This window comes from Burkholderia sp. Tr-862, assembly GCF_011753085.1.
Lineage (GTDB): Bacteria > Pseudomonadota > Gammaproteobacteria > Burkholderiales > Burkholderiaceae > Burkholderia > Burkholderia ambifaria.
Genome location: NZ_VWWG01000021.1, coordinates 48,698 through 65,944 on the forward strand (window position 1 = coordinate 48,698; position 17,247 = coordinate 65,944).

11 protein-coding genes are annotated in these 17,247 nt (G+C 61.9%); 2 read left to right on the forward strand and 9 right to left on the reverse strand.

The window, feature by feature from the left end:
* Positions 1–206 precede the first annotated feature (206 nt).
* Positions 207–4,712, forward strand: coding sequence for a DEAD/DEAH box helicase (locus F3J14_RS09585; RefSeq protein ID WP_166722767.1), 4,506 nt, complete (start codon positions 207–209; stop codon positions 4,710–4,712).
* Positions 4,713–4,843: 131 nt separating this feature from the next.
* Positions 4,844–6,124: an amino acid permease gene (locus tag F3J14_RS09590; RefSeq protein WP_166722768.1), complete on the forward strand. Its 1,281-nt coding sequence runs from the start codon at positions 4,844–4,846 to the stop codon at positions 6,122–6,124.
* 129 nt (positions 6,125–6,253) lie between these two features.
* Here the strand turns inward: F3J14_RS09590 and F3J14_RS09595 are convergent, their stop codons facing one another.
* The 9 genes from F3J14_RS09595 to F3J14_RS09640 all read right to left on the reverse strand — a co-directional run bounded on the left by F3J14_RS09595 (position 6,254) and on the right by F3J14_RS09640 (position 17,061).
* Entirely contained in the window at positions 6,254–8,854 is a 2,601-nt protein-coding gene (locus F3J14_RS09595) for a hypothetical protein (protein ID WP_166722769.1), read from the reverse strand.
* 96 nt (positions 8,855–8,950) lie between these two features.
* Positions 8,951–9,520 (reverse strand): hypothetical protein, encoded by a 570-nt coding sequence (locus tag F3J14_RS09600; protein ID WP_166722770.1) that lies wholly within the window; start codon positions 9,518–9,520, stop codon positions 8,951–8,953.
* Positions 9,521–9,991: 471 nt separating this feature from the next.
* Positions 9,992–10,369, reverse strand: a complete 378-nt coding sequence (locus F3J14_RS09605; protein ID WP_166722771.1) for a hypothetical protein — start codon at positions 10,367–10,369, stop codon at positions 9,992–9,994.
* Between the two features lie 338 nt (positions 10,370–10,707).
* Positions 10,708–11,121, reverse strand: a complete 414-nt coding sequence (locus F3J14_RS09610; protein ID WP_166722772.1) for a hypothetical protein — start codon at positions 11,119–11,121, stop codon at positions 10,708–10,710.
* A gap of 2 nt (positions 11,122–11,123) precedes the next feature.
* Complete coding sequence (locus F3J14_RS09615) at positions 11,124–12,491, reverse strand: HlyD family type I secretion periplasmic adaptor subunit (RefSeq protein WP_247682177.1); 1,368 nt, start codon at positions 12,489–12,491, stop codon at positions 11,124–11,126.
* A gap of 8 nt (positions 12,492–12,499) precedes the next feature.
* Entirely contained in the window at positions 12,500–14,290 is a 1,791-nt protein-coding gene (locus F3J14_RS09620) for a type I secretion system permease/ATPase (protein WP_166722774.1), read from the reverse strand.
* Positions 14,290–15,645, reverse strand: coding sequence for a TolC family protein (locus F3J14_RS09625; RefSeq protein WP_348771975.1), 1,356 nt, complete (start codon positions 15,643–15,645; stop codon positions 14,290–14,292). Before F3J14_RS09625 ends, F3J14_RS09620 begins: the two co-directional genes overlap by 1 nt.
* A 690-nt stretch (positions 15,646–16,335) precedes the next feature.
* Positions 16,336–16,632, reverse strand: a complete 297-nt coding sequence (locus F3J14_RS09635) for an XRE family transcriptional regulator (protein ID WP_006758577.1) — start codon at positions 16,630–16,632, stop codon at positions 16,336–16,338.
* A 69-nt stretch (positions 16,633–16,701) separates the two neighbouring features.
* Positions 16,702–17,061 (reverse strand): type II toxin-antitoxin system RelE/ParE family toxin, encoded by a 360-nt coding sequence (locus tag F3J14_RS09640; RefSeq protein ID WP_166722777.1) that lies wholly within the window; start codon positions 17,059–17,061, stop codon positions 16,702–16,704.
* Between the last annotated feature and the right edge of the window lie 186 nt (positions 17,062–17,247).

The following is a 17,247-nucleotide window of genomic DNA, read 5'->3' on the forward strand; positions in this document are numbered from 1 at the left end:
CGCCCGCTCGCTGATCCGGCACCCGTGACCGAACGGGTGGCGTTGCGCACGCACGCCTATTGAAACGCCGGCACCGCGCCTCATCTGCCTCTTCGAGGCGCGCGCATTCTCCCCGCTCGCGTTGCCCGGCGCGCATAGGCGACGTCTGGCACACTGACGATTCGCGCGCGGCCGCCCGTGCGCTCGCACCCTATTTCAACGCTCCGATGGACGTCACCGCCACCCGCCCCGCCCACGCGCTCGACGTGTTCCACCCGGCCGTCGCCGCATGGTTCCGCCGCACGTTCGCCGCCCCGACCGGCGTGCAGGCGCTCGCGTGGCCGCACATCAAGGCCGGCAGGTCGACGCTCGTGGCCGCGCCGACCGGCTCCGGCAAGACGCTCACCGCGTTCCTGTGCGCGCTCGACGATCTCGTGCGCGATGCGCTCGCGCACGACGGCACGCTGCCCGACGCGACGCTCGTCGTCTATGTGTCGCCGCTGAAGGCGCTGTCGAACGACATCCACGTGAACCTCGACGCGCCGCTCGCCGGTATCGCCGAATCGCTCGCGCAGCTCGGCCTGCCGGTGCCCGCGATCCGCACCGCCGTGCGCACCGGCGACACCCCGCAGGCCGAACGCGCGGCGCTGCGCAAACGCGCGCCGCACATCCTCGTGACGACGCCCGAGTCGCTGTACGTGCTGCTGTCGTCGACGTCGGGACGGCAGATGCTGTCGAGCGTGCGTTCGGTGATCGTCGACGAGATCCACGCGCTCGCGTCGTCCAAGCGCGGCAGCCATCTCGCGCTGTCGCTCGAACGCCTCGATGCGTTGACGGGCCGCGCGTTGCCGCGCATCGGATTATCGGCCACGCAAAAACCGATCGACGCGGTCGCGCGCTTCCTGGTCGGCGGCCCGGCCGATGCGCCGCGCGACTGCACGATCGTCGACACCGGTCATACGCGTGAACGCGACCTCGCGCTCGAACTGCCGAACGTGCCGCTCGAACCGGTAATGGCAACCGACGTGTGGGAACAGGTGTACGACCGCATCGCCGCGCTCGCGGCCGCGCATCGCACGACGCTCGTGTTCGTGAACACGCGGCGCACCGCGGAGCGCATGGCGCGCCATCTCGCCGAGCGCCTCGGCAAGGACGCGATCGCCGCGCACCACGGCAGTCTCGCGAAGGAACATCGCTTCGACGCGGAACAGCGGCTCAAGCGCGGCGAACTGAAGCTGCTCGTCGCGACCGCGTCGCTCGAACTCGGCATCGACATCGGCGACGTCGATCTCGTGTGCCAGATCGGTTCGCCGCGCGGGATCGCACCGTTCCTGCAGCGCGTCGGCCGCTCCGGCCACCATGTCGGCGGCGTGCCGAAGGGCCGCCTGTTCCCGTTGTCGCGCGACGAGCTGGTCGAATGCGCGGCACTGCTCGACTGCGTGCAACGCGGCGAGCTGGACGCATTGCGGATTCCCGAGGCGCCGCTCGACGTGCTCGCGCAGCAGATCGTCGCCGAAGTCGCCTGCGCGGAATGGCACGAGGATGCGCTGTACGCGAGCTTCACGCGCGCGGCGCCGTACGCGCGCCTGTCGCGCGAACGCTTCGACGAGGTCATGAAGATGCTCGCCGAAGGCTTCACGAGCCGCCGCGGCGTGCGCGGCGCGTATCTGCATCGCGACGTGGTCGGCGGCACGGTGCGCGGACGCCGCAACGCGATGATGACCGCGACGACCTCGGGCGGCACGATTCCCGACATGGCCGACTACGCGGTGTTGCTCGAACCGCAGGGCATCCAGGTCGGCACCGTCAACGAGGATTTCGCGGTCGAGAGCCTGGCCGGCGACGTGTTCCAGCTCGGCAACCAGTCGTACCGGATCATTCGAGTGGAAACGGGCCGCGTGCGCGTCGAGGACGCACAAGGCCAGTCGCCGAGCATTCCGTTCTGGCTCGGCGAGGCGCCCGGGCGCAGCGACGAATTGTCGGCCGCGGTCGGCCGGCTGCGCGCGCGGCTCGACGGGCTGTTCGCCGAAGGCGATCGAAACACGGATGCCGGTGGGCGCAAGCGCGGCGCGAGCGGCGATGCAGCCGGCAAGACGGCCACGCGCGGCAAGGCCAAACGAGCCGCCGAAGCCCCAGCCGTCACCGACTCGCGAAGCGATGCCAACGGCACCGCGATCGTCCCGGCCGACAGCCGCCTCGCGCCGGCGCTGCGCTGGCTCGCCGACGATCTGCACCTGTCTCCCGACGCGGCCCGCCAGATCGTCGACTACCTCGCACGCACGCGCGCGGCGCTCGGTGCGCTGCCGACGCAGGACACGCTCGTGATGGAGCGCTTCTTCGACGAGTCGGGTGGCACGCAGCTGGTGATCCATTCGCCGTTCGGCAGCCGCATCAACCGCGCCTGGGGGCTCGCGCTGCGCAAGCGCTTTTGCCGCACGTTCGACTTCGAGCTGCAGGCCGCCGCGACCGACGACGCGATCGTGCTTTCGCTGTCGCTCGCGCACAGCTTCGCGCTCGACGAAGTGTGGCGCTACCTGCGCTCGGCCAGCGCCGAACACGTGCTGGTCCAGGCGCTGCTCGACGCGCCGATGTTCGGCGTGCGCTGGCGCTGGAACGCGACGACCTCGCTCGCGCTGCCGCGTTTCACCGGCGGCCGGCGCACCGCGCCGCAACTGCAGCGGATGAAGAGCGACGACCTGCTCGCGACCGTGTTTCCCGAACAGGTCGCGTGCCTCGAGAATATCGTCGGCGAGCGCGAGATTCCGCACCACCCGCTCGTCGACCAGACGCTCGACGATTGCCTGCACGACGCGATGGATACCGACGGCTGGCTCGCGCTGCTGCGCCGGATCGAAAGCGGCGCGATCGAACTGATCGCGCGCGACCTGCCCGCACCGTCGCCGCTCGCGGCCGAGATTCTGAACGCGAAGCCCTACGCGTTCCTCGACGATGCGCCGCTCGAAGAACGCCGCACGCAGGCCGTGCAGTCGCGCCGCTGGAGCGACCCCGAGTCGGCCGACGATCTCGGCGCGCTCGACGCCGATGCAATCGATGCGGTGCGCGACGAAGCGTGGCCGCTCGTGCGCGATGCCGACGAAATGCACGACGCGCTGCTCACGCTCGCATGCGTCGCCGACAGCGAAGCGCAGGCGCACGACGGTTGGCCCGAGCGGCTCGCGGAATTGGCCGAACGCCGTCGCGCGACGAAACTCGTCACACCGGATGGCGCCGCGCTGTGGGTGCCGGTCGAACGGCTGGTCTGCATGCGCGCGCTGCATCCCGACGCACGAGTTGCACCCGCGCTGAAGGTGCCGGCCGCGTGCGCGCAGCCGTGGGACGCCGACGCCGCGCTCGTCGACGTGATTCGCGCGCGGCTCACCGGATTCGGGCCGCTGACGCTCGACGCCATCGCACAGCCACTCGGCCTGCCGCCCGCGGCGATCGCGACGGCGCTCGCCGCACTGGAGCGCGAAGGCTACGTGATGCGCGGCCGCTTCACGCCGGGCGCGACGACCGACGAATGGTGCGAACGCCACCTGCTCGCCCGCATTCATCGCTATACGGTGAAACGACTGCGCCGCGAGATCGAGCCCGTCGAGCGCGCCGATTTCATGCGCTTCCTGTTCCACTGGCAGCGCCTGACGCCCGATACGCGAGGAACCGGCCGCGACGCGCTCGCGGCCGTCGTCGAGCAGCTCGAAGGCTATGAAGCCGCGGCGAGCGCATGGGAAGACGCGCTCCTGCCCGCACGGCTGACCGACTATACGGCCGGCGGCCTCGACGAGCTGTGCCGCGCGGGCAAGCTCGTGTGGACCCGCATCGGCGCACCGGCCCGCGCGGCCGGCACGCCCGTGAAGACGACACCGGTCGTGCTGCTGCCCCGCCGCCACCTCGGCGCATGGCAGGCGCTGCGCGACCCTGATGCGCAACCGGCGCTGTCCGCGCGCGCGACGCAAGTGCGAGACGCGCTCGCCACACATGGCGCGATGTTCTTCGATGCACTGCTCGACGAACTGCACATGCTGCCCGTCGAACTCGAACAGGCACTCGGCGAACTCGTGTCGGCCGGTCTCGTGAATGCGGACAGCTTCGCCGGATTGCGCGCGCTGCTGAAGCCGGCGGTCAAGCGCAGCCCGACGTATGCGCCGCGCACGCGGCGCGGCGGCGCACTGATCGGCGGGATGGACGACGCGGGCCGCTGGGCGCTCGTGCAACGCGTTTCGGCACCGAACGACGCGCCAATCCCGGCACCGAAGCGCGGTGCGCCCGCGACCGATCCCGACGCGCTCGAACACATCGTCTGGACGCTGCTGCGCCGCTATGGTGTCGTGTTCTGGCGGCTGCTCGAACGCGAAGCCGACTGGCTGCCGAGCTGGCGCGAACTCGTGCGCGTGCTGCAGCGGCTCGAAGCGCGCGGCGAGATTCGCGGCGGACGCTTCGTCGCCGGGCTCGCGGGCGAGCAGTTCGCGCTGCCGGAGGCGATCCCGATCCTGCGCGAACTGCGTCGCCAACCGGGCGACGGCCAGTATGTGTGCGTGACGGGCGCCGATCCGCTGAACCTTGCCGGCACGCTGCTGCCCGGCGACAAGGTGCCCGCGCTGGCCGGCAATCGCGTGCTGTTCCGCGACGGCGTGCCCGTCGCGTCGCTCGTGTCGGGCGCGTTCCACTACGCGCCGGAGCTGCCGCCTGCCGCGCGCGAGGACGCGCGTCTGCGTCTCGCACGCCGCTACTGACATCGGCTGACATGCGGCACGTCGCGGACTACTGAACGCCGCGCCGCACTGCCGCGCTCGTTCGGGTAGCATCCCACGATTCATCGCGCGAACGACCGCGCCCAGAACAAGCCTTCCGGAGACTGCCTTTCATGCCTTCGCATGCCGATTCGCCCGCCGTTCATCACGCGGGCTCGCTGACGATTTTCCAGGGCGCCGCGCTGTATATCGGCGCGGTGCTCGGCACCGGCGTCATTGCGTTGCCCGCGCTCGCCGCCGAGGTCGCGGGCCCGGCATCGCTGCTCGCCTGGGCCGCGCTCGTCGTGCTGTCGGGGCCGCTCGCGGCCACCTTCGCCGCACTCGGTGCGCGCTATCCGGACGCAGGCGGCGTATCGACCTACGCGCGACGCGCATTCGGGCCGAAGGCCGCGGCGATCGTCGGCTGGTGTTTCTATTTCGCGGTGCCGGCCGGCGCGCCGGCCGCCGCGATGTTCGGCGGCGCGTATGTCGCGGCCGTCACGGGCGGCGGGCATGCCACGGTCATCGTCACGGCCGCCGCACTGATCGCTACGGTGTCGGCCGCGAATGCGTTCGGCGTGACGGTGTCGGGTCGCATGCAGCTCGTGTTGTCGGCGCTACTCGTCACGCTGCTGCTGGCCGCGGTGCTCGCGTCCGCGCCGCATGCGCGCCCCGCGAACCTGCATCCGTTCGCTCCGCACGGCTGGCTGGCGGTCGGCCAGGCGGCGGCGCTGCTCGTGTGGAGCTTCGCGGGCTGGGAAGCCATCACGCACCTCGCCGCCGAATTCCGCCGGCCCGCGCACGACATGCCGCGCTCGGCCGCCATCGCGGTCGTGGTCGTCGGATTCCTGTATCTGTCGGTCGCGGCCGCGAGCGTGACGGTGCTCGGGCCGTCGGCCGGCGCATCGGGTGCGCCGCTCGCGGAACTGATCGCGGGCGGCATCGGCGGTCACGCGCAGGTGCTGGCGGCCGCGGCCGCGGTGCTGCTCACGCTCGGCACGATGAACGCCTATTTCGCGGGTGCGGCCAAACTCGGCGCGGCGCTCGGGCGCGACGGCGCGCTGCCCGCGTGGCTCGCGCAAGGCAGCCAGGTCGGCGGCGTGCCGCGCCGCAGTCTCGGCGTGATCGCTGTGCTGGCGGCCGTTGCGCTCGCGGCAACGACGATCTCGGACGTCGGGCCGAAACCGCTCGTGCTCGTCACGTCCGGTTGCTTCGTGATGGTGTACGGGCTCGGCGCGGCCGCGGCGTTGAAACTGCTGCCGCGTGGCGGCATCGCGTACCGCTGCGCGTGGATTTCGCTGGTCGCCGTCGCCGGGCTGTTTCTGACGACGGGATGGTATATCTTGTGCCCGCTGCTGCTCGCGGGTGGTGCGTTGCTGTATCTGTGGATGGCTGGCAATCGTAGAGCGAAATAAAGCCGGTTCTATTTGCAAACGCAAAACAACTCGAATCAACGATCTCCGATACCTGCATGATCGACATTCGAGTCAGAAGACGCGCAGGTATGTCCTGAACGAAGCATACCTGCGCATACATTTATCCGATCAGATCTGAAAGCTCCAGCCCGCATTGGCAACGGGGAAGCCGCTACTGCCGGGAATATAGATGGTATTGTTTTGAATCAGGTGTCCGTCACCGGAGTATTTGGAACTCGCAGTCAAGTGCCCCGACGAATCATAACTGCTAGCGTTGTATGTACCATCGCTGTTGTATGAGAATTTCGAGAACCCAGTAAGCTTGCCCGTTGAAGTACTAAATCGATCGGCTTCGATCTGACGCCCGAGACCATCGAAAATATCACGCTCAAAGAGCTTGCCGGACGTGTATTTGTAATAGTCATAGATGATATGGTTGACACCAAAAAGCGCGACCATTTCGTCTGATCCGTCGAACATGTGAGCGACGAAACTCTTGTCAATGGCGAAATCGTAAAGGTGTGTCGCTTTTCCGTTCGAATAAAAGATATCCTGCGTCTTGAATCCGGCGGCATTAAAGGTCGCATATTCGGTCATCTGACCGTTGGTGCCGAACAACGCCGCGAACTGGGAGCCGTCGCTATTAAAGACGTGAGAGGCATAGCTTCCGTCGAGATTGAAATCAATCTGCTTCGTTGCCTTCCCGTCCGCGCCAAAGAAGATATCCTGCGTCTTGACACCGGCTGCGTTGAATTTCGCATACTCGCTCACTTGACCGTTGACGCCGAAAAACGTCGCCGTTTGCGAGCCGTCGGCATTGAAGTCGTACTTTGTGTAGCTCTTATCCAGGTTGAAGTTGTACTGTTGCGTAGCCTTGCCGTCATCACCATAGAAGATGTCCAGTGTCTTGTTGCCGTTGGCGTTGAACTTCGCGTACTCGGTAACCTGGCCAGTCGTGCCGTACAGCGTCGCGGTCTGGGAGCCATCGGCAGCAAAGTCGTACTTCGTGTAGCTCTTGTCGAGGTTGAAGTTGTACTGCTGCTTGGCCTTGCCGTCAGCACCGTAGAAGATGTCCAATGTCTTGAAGCCGTTGGCATTGAACTTCGCGTACTCGGTTATCTGACCGGTCGTGCCGTACAGCGTCGCTGTTTGGGAACCGTCGGCAACGAAATCGTACTTCGTGTAGCTCTTGTCCAAATTGAAGTTGTACTGCTGCGTGGCCTTGCCGTCCGCACCGTAGAAGATGTCCAGCGTCTTGTTGCCGTTGGCGTTGAACTTCGCGTACTCGGTTATCTGGCCGGTCGTGCCGTACAGCGTCGCGGTCTGGGAGCCATCGGCAGCAAAGTCGTACTTCGTGTAGCTCTTATCCAGATTGAAGTTGTACTGCTGCGTGGCCTTGCCGTCAGCACCGTAGAAGATGTCCAGCGTCTTGTTGCCGTTGGCATTGAACTTCGCGTACTCGGTTATCTGGCCGGTCGTGCCGTACAGCGTCGCGATCTGAGAGCCATCGGCGGCGAATTCGTACTTCGTGTAGCTCTTATCCAGATTGAAGTTGTACTGCTGCGTGGCCTTGCCATCGGCTCCGTAGAAGATGTCCAACGTCTTGTTGCCATTGGCGTTGAACTTCGCATACTCGGTCATCTGGCCGGTCGTGCCGTACAGCGTCGCGGTCTGGGAGCCGTCGGCGGCGAAGTCGTGCTTCGTATAGCTCTTATCCAGATTGAAGTTGTACTGCTGCGTGGCATTGCCATCAGCTCCGTAGAAGATGGCCAGCGTCTTGAAACCGTCGGCGTTGAACTTCGCGTACTCGGTTATCTGACCGGTCGCTCCGTACAGCGTCGCGGTCTGCGAACCATCGGCCGCAAAGTCATACTTCGTATAGCTCTTGTCGAGGTTGAAGTTGTACTGCTGTGTCGCCTTGCCGTTCGAGTAGAAGATGGCCTGCGTCTTGAAGCCGCTGGCCGCATATTTCACGTACTCAGCAATCTGGCCATTGGCGCCATACAGCGTCGCGGCAAACGCAGTGCCATCATATTGATTTATCTGCTTCTCCCCGGTCGAAAACGTGAAAACGATAGATTTGACCAGGCCGGACGACTGGTCAATTGCATACTTCAAGTCCGTGATGGGCGCCTGAGAGAGATGTTTCGATGACGCACCGTAAGCCGATCCGTACATCTGGTAATAAGTCATGCCCGGCGTGCCGCCTGGATTTGTCTGCGCAATGAAGCTCCCGGCAGCTTCGATCATTGCCTGCTTGAGCGTATCCCCCGACATCTTGCCGACATTCGCTTCGTACATCTTTGTCAGCATTGAATTAATGTCGTAGCCCAGTGCGCCGGTATAATCCGCCCGGTCGCCAAGCACGACGATCTGTTGCCCACTATTCTGAAAAATTTCCCGTGCAACCAGCCAGTTGTTATAGGCTGCCTCCCCCTCCTTGTTTACACCGATGACTGCTGCAAGATCGAAGTCCTCTCGCATTTTGTCGCCATACTGCCTATCAATGTCTCGATCATGTGCATCGTTGATGTAGTGGCCGATTTCATGACTCAGGACGCCAACGAAAACGCGCGGATCGAGTTGGTCATAGGTTGTATTACCGTAGCGACCAAATTCAATTACCTTCGCACCTGAATTCCAATCAATTCCACTTCCATTTTGCCCAACCTTAATCGCATAAGTTTTTTCGGCCTCCACATCCTCATTGTACTTCAGCAACTGAGCCACGAGAGTTTCGCTTTTTGTTAATCAGCGAAATCTCCTCCTTGCTCAATTTAACGTTGGCGAACATCTTCTCATTACCAGTGATAACCACCATTCCGCCTACTCCTTTTCTCTATTTTGAAAAAAACCAAAATCAAAAAGACACCCGCCAGATTTAAATCTAAAATATGTTCCGCGCACTCCATCCAAATTCCCCGCATGGCCTGAATACGAATAATCCAACGATGTTATATGCGGGTTGACGTACCGCTGAACATCTCCGAACACACTTTTAAGATCACCCGGCGTAATGCAGAGTGCATTTTGGTTTACAGATATCCCAATCAAAACCCTATCAAAATCCCGCCCCTTAGGTCGAAATATCCCATATTTAAAATTATCCGAGCTATATTCCCCACCCATTCCTACTTGCTCGACTTCGACGGCATACCCCCGAAAAATTTTCCTATCGCTTGAATAGACCGACGTTTCAGGTCTCGCAACAAGCTCAATCCTCAGCCGCCTGCCTACGCCATTGATATCGGCCAGATCCTCCGAATCCGCCACTGCCTTGATATCAAGCAGAAAATCGTGAGGCGTGCGCAATGGCATCTGTTCGAATGTTAAATTCGCACAGGCCACCTGCAAGACCGCGCTTGCGACAACTATGGAGAGCGCGATTTTCTTCATTTGACAAAAAACCCGATTAATAACGCCGCGAATTTCCTCATGAGCTTCGGCAGGGCCACAATATCGCCTCCTATTCATCAATCTCTGAAGTGGTGGATGGTATAGCCTGAGTCTCGGGCCGCATGTAGCTCAGGCTGCTCCTCATTGCCTGCGGCACTTCAGACGTGGCTGGCGGCTTCGCATAATGCAAGTTACTGGCGATTTCTCCAGATGAATTCGGTAGTACCTGCGGTTCCGCGATACTCAAATTACTTGCCACCGTGGCGGTCGCGATAGCAGCTGTTGTTACAGGGTTCATTCGTCACCTCTCCAAAAAAACATATTTAACATCAAAACTCCGGCATCGTTCCGGCGCACACATGGCATTTCGATCAAATACCACAACAAATTTATCAAGCACTTTTGTTTCGAGCGCAACGGCCATTTTTTACTCCCGTATATTTATTAATTTTCTTTATTTGAATGAGAACACTAGAAAGTTAAGTTCGCCGGCCGAGCTGAAGCGATGGTAATTGCTCTTTCCAGTTGGCCATCCACCTGCTGGTACTGCCACGTTTCGTTCTCATGGAGGGCCATCGCTGCAGCCGGACCGCCGCGGGGAGATGGCTGGGGCGGGACGCGAACAAACTTCTTCTGGAACATTTTCGCGATCACATCAAAACCCGGACTGCCCTCATATATTCCGAAATTCAATCTTGTCCGAATCAGCGGCGAAACAAGCTGATTTTTCGGCGAATCCACTTTCTGCGGAGGCTTCAAATGACTCTTCAATTCCGCCTCCAATTTCGGCGCTTCCGCCGGTTGTATATAGCGCAGACTTCCCGGCAGCGTGGTCGGTATGCCCGACATTCATATCGGCTGCAGATAACTTATGTTGCTCGCGACTGTGGCAGCCGCCACAACCACCGCCGTAACTGCGTTGCTCAGCATTGCTCCTCTCAAAGATGCCGTTTTAGGAAGGGTGCGAAACGAGTCCGTTAGGTGACACCTGCAGTTCTGCGACACTCAAATTGCTTGCCACCGCAGTGGTCGCAACAGCAGGCAGTTATCACTGGCTTATTTGTCTTACCCTCCCCAAAAAAAACACATCGAATATAGACATTCCGAAATCGCTTCAGCGCATTCAAAGCGATCTCATTAGCGATTAAACCTTCCGCTTCCCTTTGTACCTTGCGATGATGCATCAGTTAGGGAATCGACAATGTGCGGCGCGGAGGCACATAAGGTTTCATCGCCGCTCCAAAACCTAATCTAGAAAGATCCTCTTCCGCCCGGCGGAAATTCTTCATATTCTCGATTGTCTGCCGTTCACTTTTTAGTCGCATCGACTCTGTTTGCTTCGCACGCGCGGATGCATTCATACATCGTGCTATCAAGATCCGTTGCTGAAAAGTCAAATCCGCCGACTCGATCGGATATCCGTCAGCCTTACGTATCAGGCACCCAAGTTCGGGGCGCGGAGCTTCTTCGGCATGTCCTGAGGTCAACCCCGTACCTGCAAGCAGAACCGGTAAGAGTCGACCAGTTGACGTCCTTATCTTCATAGGAGGAGTGCTTAAATGGAAAAATGGATATGTTTTATTTTCGTCATCGAATTCCAAGATTAATCCCGCATCGATTTACGAATTCCGTCCCGTACCGGCTCGAGCAAGTAATCCAATGCAGAGCGAGCATGTGTGCGGATATATACCTCCGTGCGAAGTCCAGGCCCGAGCGTTATCGGTTCCTTGGCAAGGTGGTTAGCCTTCGCCAATGCTTGCGCCGGGACCTCGATGCGAACGACATAGAAACGGGTCCGCTTATCACTGTCGGTCAGTGCGTCGGCGGAAATGTAAGTGACTTTGCCATCGAGCATTGGCGTGGTGCGGGAGTTGTATGCCGTCAACCGAACGTCAGCATGAGTTCCCGGCGCAATCTCCCGCACATCGTCCGGCCGGATATTCGCTTCGACAATCAACGGTGCACTTTCGGGTACCACATCGACGATTGGCTCTCGGGGCGCAACGATCGCGCCAATCGTATGGACCTTTAGCCCGACGATTACCCCTGCTACCGGGGCGGTCACGCGGGTCCGGGCCGACTGATCCCGAACCGGACGAAGCCGCTCACTGAGCTGAATCGCACGTGCGGTGGCTTCCTTCAGTTCGTCGTCAGCCGCCTTCACATATTCGTGACGCAGCCCGGCGATGCGGAGTTCGAGATCGATCTTTCTCTGTTTCGCGCGACTCAGTTCGGCGGCACCGGACTGAACGCGCGACAGTGCGTCGGCCTCTGTTCGCCTTAAATCGAGCACCTTCGTTTCAGCGACGAAACCTTCCTGCTGCAGGGTTTCGTTTGTCCGCCGCTGCTGGCGCGCCATGTCGTAACTGCGGTTCATCGTCTCGATCAACTGCGAACTGATCGCGATCTCCTGACTTGTCTGCGCAAGTTCGGTGCGTAGCATCGTGCTCTGGTCTACGAACGCCCGCCGACGTGCAATGAAAAGCGAGGATTCGCGCGCCAGCAATTCCGCAACGCGCGGATCGTTGCGCTGCCTTTCGAGCGTGGCCGGAAACGACAGAGTTTCCTTTAGTTCGCGCTCGGCCAAAAGCCGTGCGATCTTCGCTTCCTCTGCGTCAGCTTGTGCCTGCAGTGCAGAGAGCTCGGCCGCCGGGCTCACGTTGTCCAGCACGATCAGCACCTGGCCGGCTTTCACCCGGTCGCCATCCCGAATCAGGATTTCCTTCACGATCCCACCCTCCAGATGCTGCACCGTCTTGCGTTCGCCTTCGGTACGCACCGAGCCTTCGGCGACGACGGCACCGGAGAGCGGTGCGAGTGCAGCCCAACCCCACATCAAAGCCAGCCCCACGGCGACACCTCCGACACTGACGCCGGTCAATCGGCGCGGCAACGGCAGCACGCTGTCGTCAGATGCCACTGAATCAGGCCACCAGCGTTTCACGGCTTCGCCCACGCGATGCAACGACATGAGCGTTCTCATTGGTTGCCTTCCATCGCCGGTTCGAGTGTCGGCACTTTGGCGGCCTGCAGCGAAGACCGGTTGGCCTGCAGCGCAGCGAAACCGATACCGTGCGGCATGCCGCTTACATCCTCGGGCTGACCGCTCCCAGCGCGCGAACCGTCATCGGCCACCTTCGGCGGCATTTCGAACTGTTCCATTCGACCATCCCTCAGCCGCAATACTCGGTCGGCAAGCGCCAGCAGCGACGGCCGGTGGGTGACCGCGATGATGGTCATGCCATCGGCTTTCAGTGCACGCAGCACGCGGTCGAGCGCCGCTTCGCCCAGCGCGTCGAGACTCGCGTTGGGTTCGTCCAGAAGCAGCACGGCAGGCTCCCCATACAAGGCACGCGCGAGGGCAAGGCGCTGGCGCTGGCCGCCGGACAATCGTTCCCCAGCGTCGCCAATCAGCGTCTCGTAACCATCGGGAAGATTCAAGACCATCTCGTGGACGTCCGCTCGCTGCGCAGCCCGCACGATCGCGGCCGAGTCGAGCGGGAGAGGCTTCGCGGTCCGTGCGATGTTTTCCGCGACGGTGCCCGGGAATAGCTCTACGTCTTGCGGCACGTACCCGAGATAACGGCCCAGGGACGATCGGGGCCACTGAGCCACGTCGGCCCCGTCCAGCCGCACCGCACCTGCCTGCGGACGCCAGAGTCCAGCGATGACACGCAGCAAAGTTGACTTGCCGGATGCGCTGGGCCCGGTGATGACCAAGGTCTGGCCCGCAGTCAGCGTGAAATTGATCCCGCGCAGCAGTAGCCGTCCCAGCCCCGGCGTTCGCGACGGCACGCTGAACGCGATCTGTTCGACCCGAATTTCCCCCGCCGGTGGTGGCAGCGTGATCGGATCGGCTTCCGTCCCAGCGACGAGGAGTGCCTCCAGACGACGCCACGCCTCGCGCAGTTCACCTGCCTGCTTCCAGTTGCCGATCAACTGTTCAATCGGCGCCAGTGCCTTACCGAGCAAAATGGTCGTGGCGAGCATCACACCCGGCGTCGCATGGCCCGATATCACGAGCCATGCGCCAGCGGCCATCATAATCACCTGAATCGCCTGCCGCAGCGCCTTGGTCACGTCTCGATAGAACGCGCTGTGGTCCGACACGTCTCGCTGCGCGGCGATGTAGCCGCGCTTGCGCGCATCCCAGGCCCCCACCAGGTTATCCACCATGCCCAGCACGGTCATGACCTCAGCATTGCGTATGAGATGCTGATAGAACGCGTCCCCCTCGCGCTGCCGCGCGAGGTAAGACTCGATGCCCTTCCGCGTAAGTCGATCGTTGACCAGCGCGACGCTAATCAACAGCAGTGCGCTGACGACCGCGATCAGCGCCAGCGACCAATGGAACAGGCCAATGACGACCACGTAGACCACCAGCCACGGCGCGTCGAAAAACGCGATCACGCCGGAACCCGCAAGAAACGCGCGCAGCGTATGGATATCGCCTTGACTCGCGATCGCTCGTGACGGCACCCCATGAGCGCGAGCAGAAATCTGTGCCCGCAACGCAAGACGCTCGATCCGATTGCCAATCTGCATGCCCAGGTCCGACAAGATTCGGCTGCGGGCGATATCGACACCCAGATTCATCGCGAGTGCGATTGCCATGAAGGCCATCAGCATCAGCAGCGTTTGAATACTCTGGCTCGGCAGCACGCGGTCATAAACCTGGAGCAGGTAGATGGTCGGCGTCAGCAGCAGCAAATTCGACGCGACACCAAACGCGGCCGCTATCACCAGATGGCGCCTGATAAGTTGATACATCAGTGTCCTCCCGATGCGCCGGAGTTCGGTGTACGTGCCGGAGTGTGCTCGACCAGCATTGTGTCCAGGGCAGCGAGGTCGGCCTCGCCCAGGTCGGCTGTACTCGCTTTCAGCTTCAGCGCCTGTGCGAAGGTTTCCGTGCGCGCGCGTGCCAGGTCGCGCTGTGCCCGGTAGAGCTTGTCTCCCGCGTCGAGCACGTCGGCGTTCACCCGAACGCCGACCCGGTAGCCGGTCTGATTCGAGCGCAACGCGACGGTGGCAGACCGAACCGCGCTGGCAAGCGCTTCAGTCCGCACCAATCCTCGCGTGACGCCCAAGTAAGCGTCGTGCGTTGCGAGTCGGGCACTGCGCTGGGCATCGTCCAGATCTTCGCGAGCCTTGTCTTCCAGCGCGAGCGCTTCACGAATCTTGCTGCGTGTCATCAGGCCGTCGGTCAGCGGCAACGATATCTGGATACCGACGTAGCCAGAGCTGCCCCGGCTCGCGCCGGTGTAGAAGTTCGTCTGACCGTTGATAAACGCCGCGTTGCCGTTGCTAGCGTTGCTGACCAAGGCGACAGTGGGATAGTCGCCGGCGCGTGCCTTGCTTCGCTCGCGGCTGGCGAGCTGAATCGCGATCATTTTCCGACGCACACCGTAATCCGCGGTGGCGGCCGTGTTGATCCACTGTTCCAGCGCTGCGGGCGCCACTGGCGGCAGCCGTGCGTCGTCGCGCCATCCATTCACCCGGCTGACAGGATGGCCGACAATCTTCTGGAGTGCCGCATAGCTTGTATCGAGCTGCGTTTGTGCCGCAACTTCATCAGCCCGTGCAGCATCGAAGCCGGCCAATGCCTCGTTCGTATCGACGATGGTCGCATCGCCCAGCGCAAAACGGCGCTTCGCGAGGGCCAATTGTTCTGCAACGGCCTTGCGGTGGCCAATGGCGAGTACAAGATCGTCCTGCGCGTTTAATGCGGCCAGATAGGCTAGAGAAACACGGAGCAGCACATCCTGCTTTGCTTGCGCTAACGCGAGATCGGCATCCATCGCAAGAAGCTGGCCCTGCTGCCAGTTTTCCCACGCAGCCCAATTGAAGAGCGGTTGGTTCAGCGTCAGGGTGAAACCATTGGTCGAATAGCCGGGTATGGTCTGCCCAGGAATCCTTACTCCGTTGCGATAAATCACCTGCTGTATGCCAACTTGCGGTAGTAGCCCTGCCCGCCCTTGTGGGGCCTTTTCGATACCCGCGCGCCAAGCGGCCTCCGCACTTCTGAATGCCGCATCGGCGGCGAGCGCCCCGCTTGCCAGATTCTCTAGACTGGAAGCATTGGATGTGGTTGATCCAATAACGAGAAGGCAGGAAATCGCCTTCACGGCATACCGACGAAGCGCCACCTTCCGATTGAACCTCCAAGCGATGGATCCTGCTGTTCGACCGTGCCTACTGCAGCTGCTCATTGTTTTTCCTCTATTCACACATCCGCTGCAGCCGACGTTACGCGCAAACGTTTGCCTAACTAAGTGTTTTTAACAGCTCTGTCGGAGTGTAAAAAGAAGATGACTCAATGGAAATCGGACGAATTCGAAAATCGTCCTGAATATCGCTAGAAAATCCTCCGAAAATCGGAATAAGAATGAATCAAGCTCGCCGCCTTCCCGGCAGCGATCGTCATCACGAGTCGGTCAGTCCCGTCGTCGATAAGTTCGAGTCGCGCTTCGTCGACGATGGTCGTTCCGTGCGGAAACAAGTCATGCGTGCGCGACAAGCGCGTTCACATCACTTGTGAAGTCGATTCCTTGATGCGACGCACGTGTAGTTGCGTGCGTCATCGTGGATGTGGTGACCTGAGATGATCTGCCCTGGAAATCCGCGACCAAAACGAGAGTTAAGGTTTCGCCGGCAATCTTCCCAGTTTGAACGAGGGGTTTGCGACGAGGCTTAAGCGATATTCGGTGGAGCAACTCGTGGCCGCGCGCCGCCGAACCTTCGACCGCTAAGGATACGCACGCACATCGCGCAAGCGTTCATCTCCCCCCCCGGCCGCACATCATTCGTCATGCCCGTCAGGCCGGCACCAGCTCGAAGCTGAGCCGCTTGCCGAGTGCGGTGGCCGCGCTCGCGAGCGTCGCGAGCGTGAGGCTCGTGTCGGTTTCGTCGAGCAGCCGGTTGAGCGCGGCGCGGCTGGTCTTCATCCGTGCGGCCATCGCGGTTTTCGTGATGTGCTGCGCCTTCATCTCCTGCCCGATCTGCCACGCGATCACGCGCTTGATCGCGGTGGCGGTGGCCGCTTCGAGATGGCCGTCCTCCTCGAGGAAGGTATCGAAATCGCTGCCGATATGCGGGTTGTTCGTGGTCGTCATGGATACTCCAATGCATGGCGTTGCCGGCCGGCACGGCGGCGATCGCACGTGCCGGCGCAACCGGGAAATTCAGATGGCGTGCGTGAGCGCTTTCAGCCGCGCGACGGTCACGTCGAGGTCGTCGGACGGCGTGGCCTGCGACTGCTTGAAGAGCGCGTGCAGCAGCACCATCGTGTCGCCGACGACCGTGAACAGCACGCGCGCGCTTCGCCTCGGCAACATCACGCGGATTTCCCACAGATCCTTCGACATCTTCCGGACCAGCGGCATGCCGAGCGGCCAGCCCAGTTGAACGGTCTTGATCTCTTCGCCGATCACCCTGCGCTCGATCTGCTCGAGCGCCTTGAGCCATTCGCGCACCGGCTCGTTGCCACGCGCCGTGCGGAAGAACCGCACGCCGAGCGTGATCTGAATCTGCCGTCTCGCCATCGTCGTGCCATCAAGCGTATCAAAAACGATACGATATGCCAAGCACGACGAGGCCCGCTACTGACCGGACGGCTAACGAATGAGGGTGAAGGAACGGCAGCCGAGCGCCACGTGGCCCGGCCCGGCGCGGCGTCTCAACGGCCGCGGGGAGCCGGCTTGCGTGCGCCGCGCGGCGCGCGATGCGCT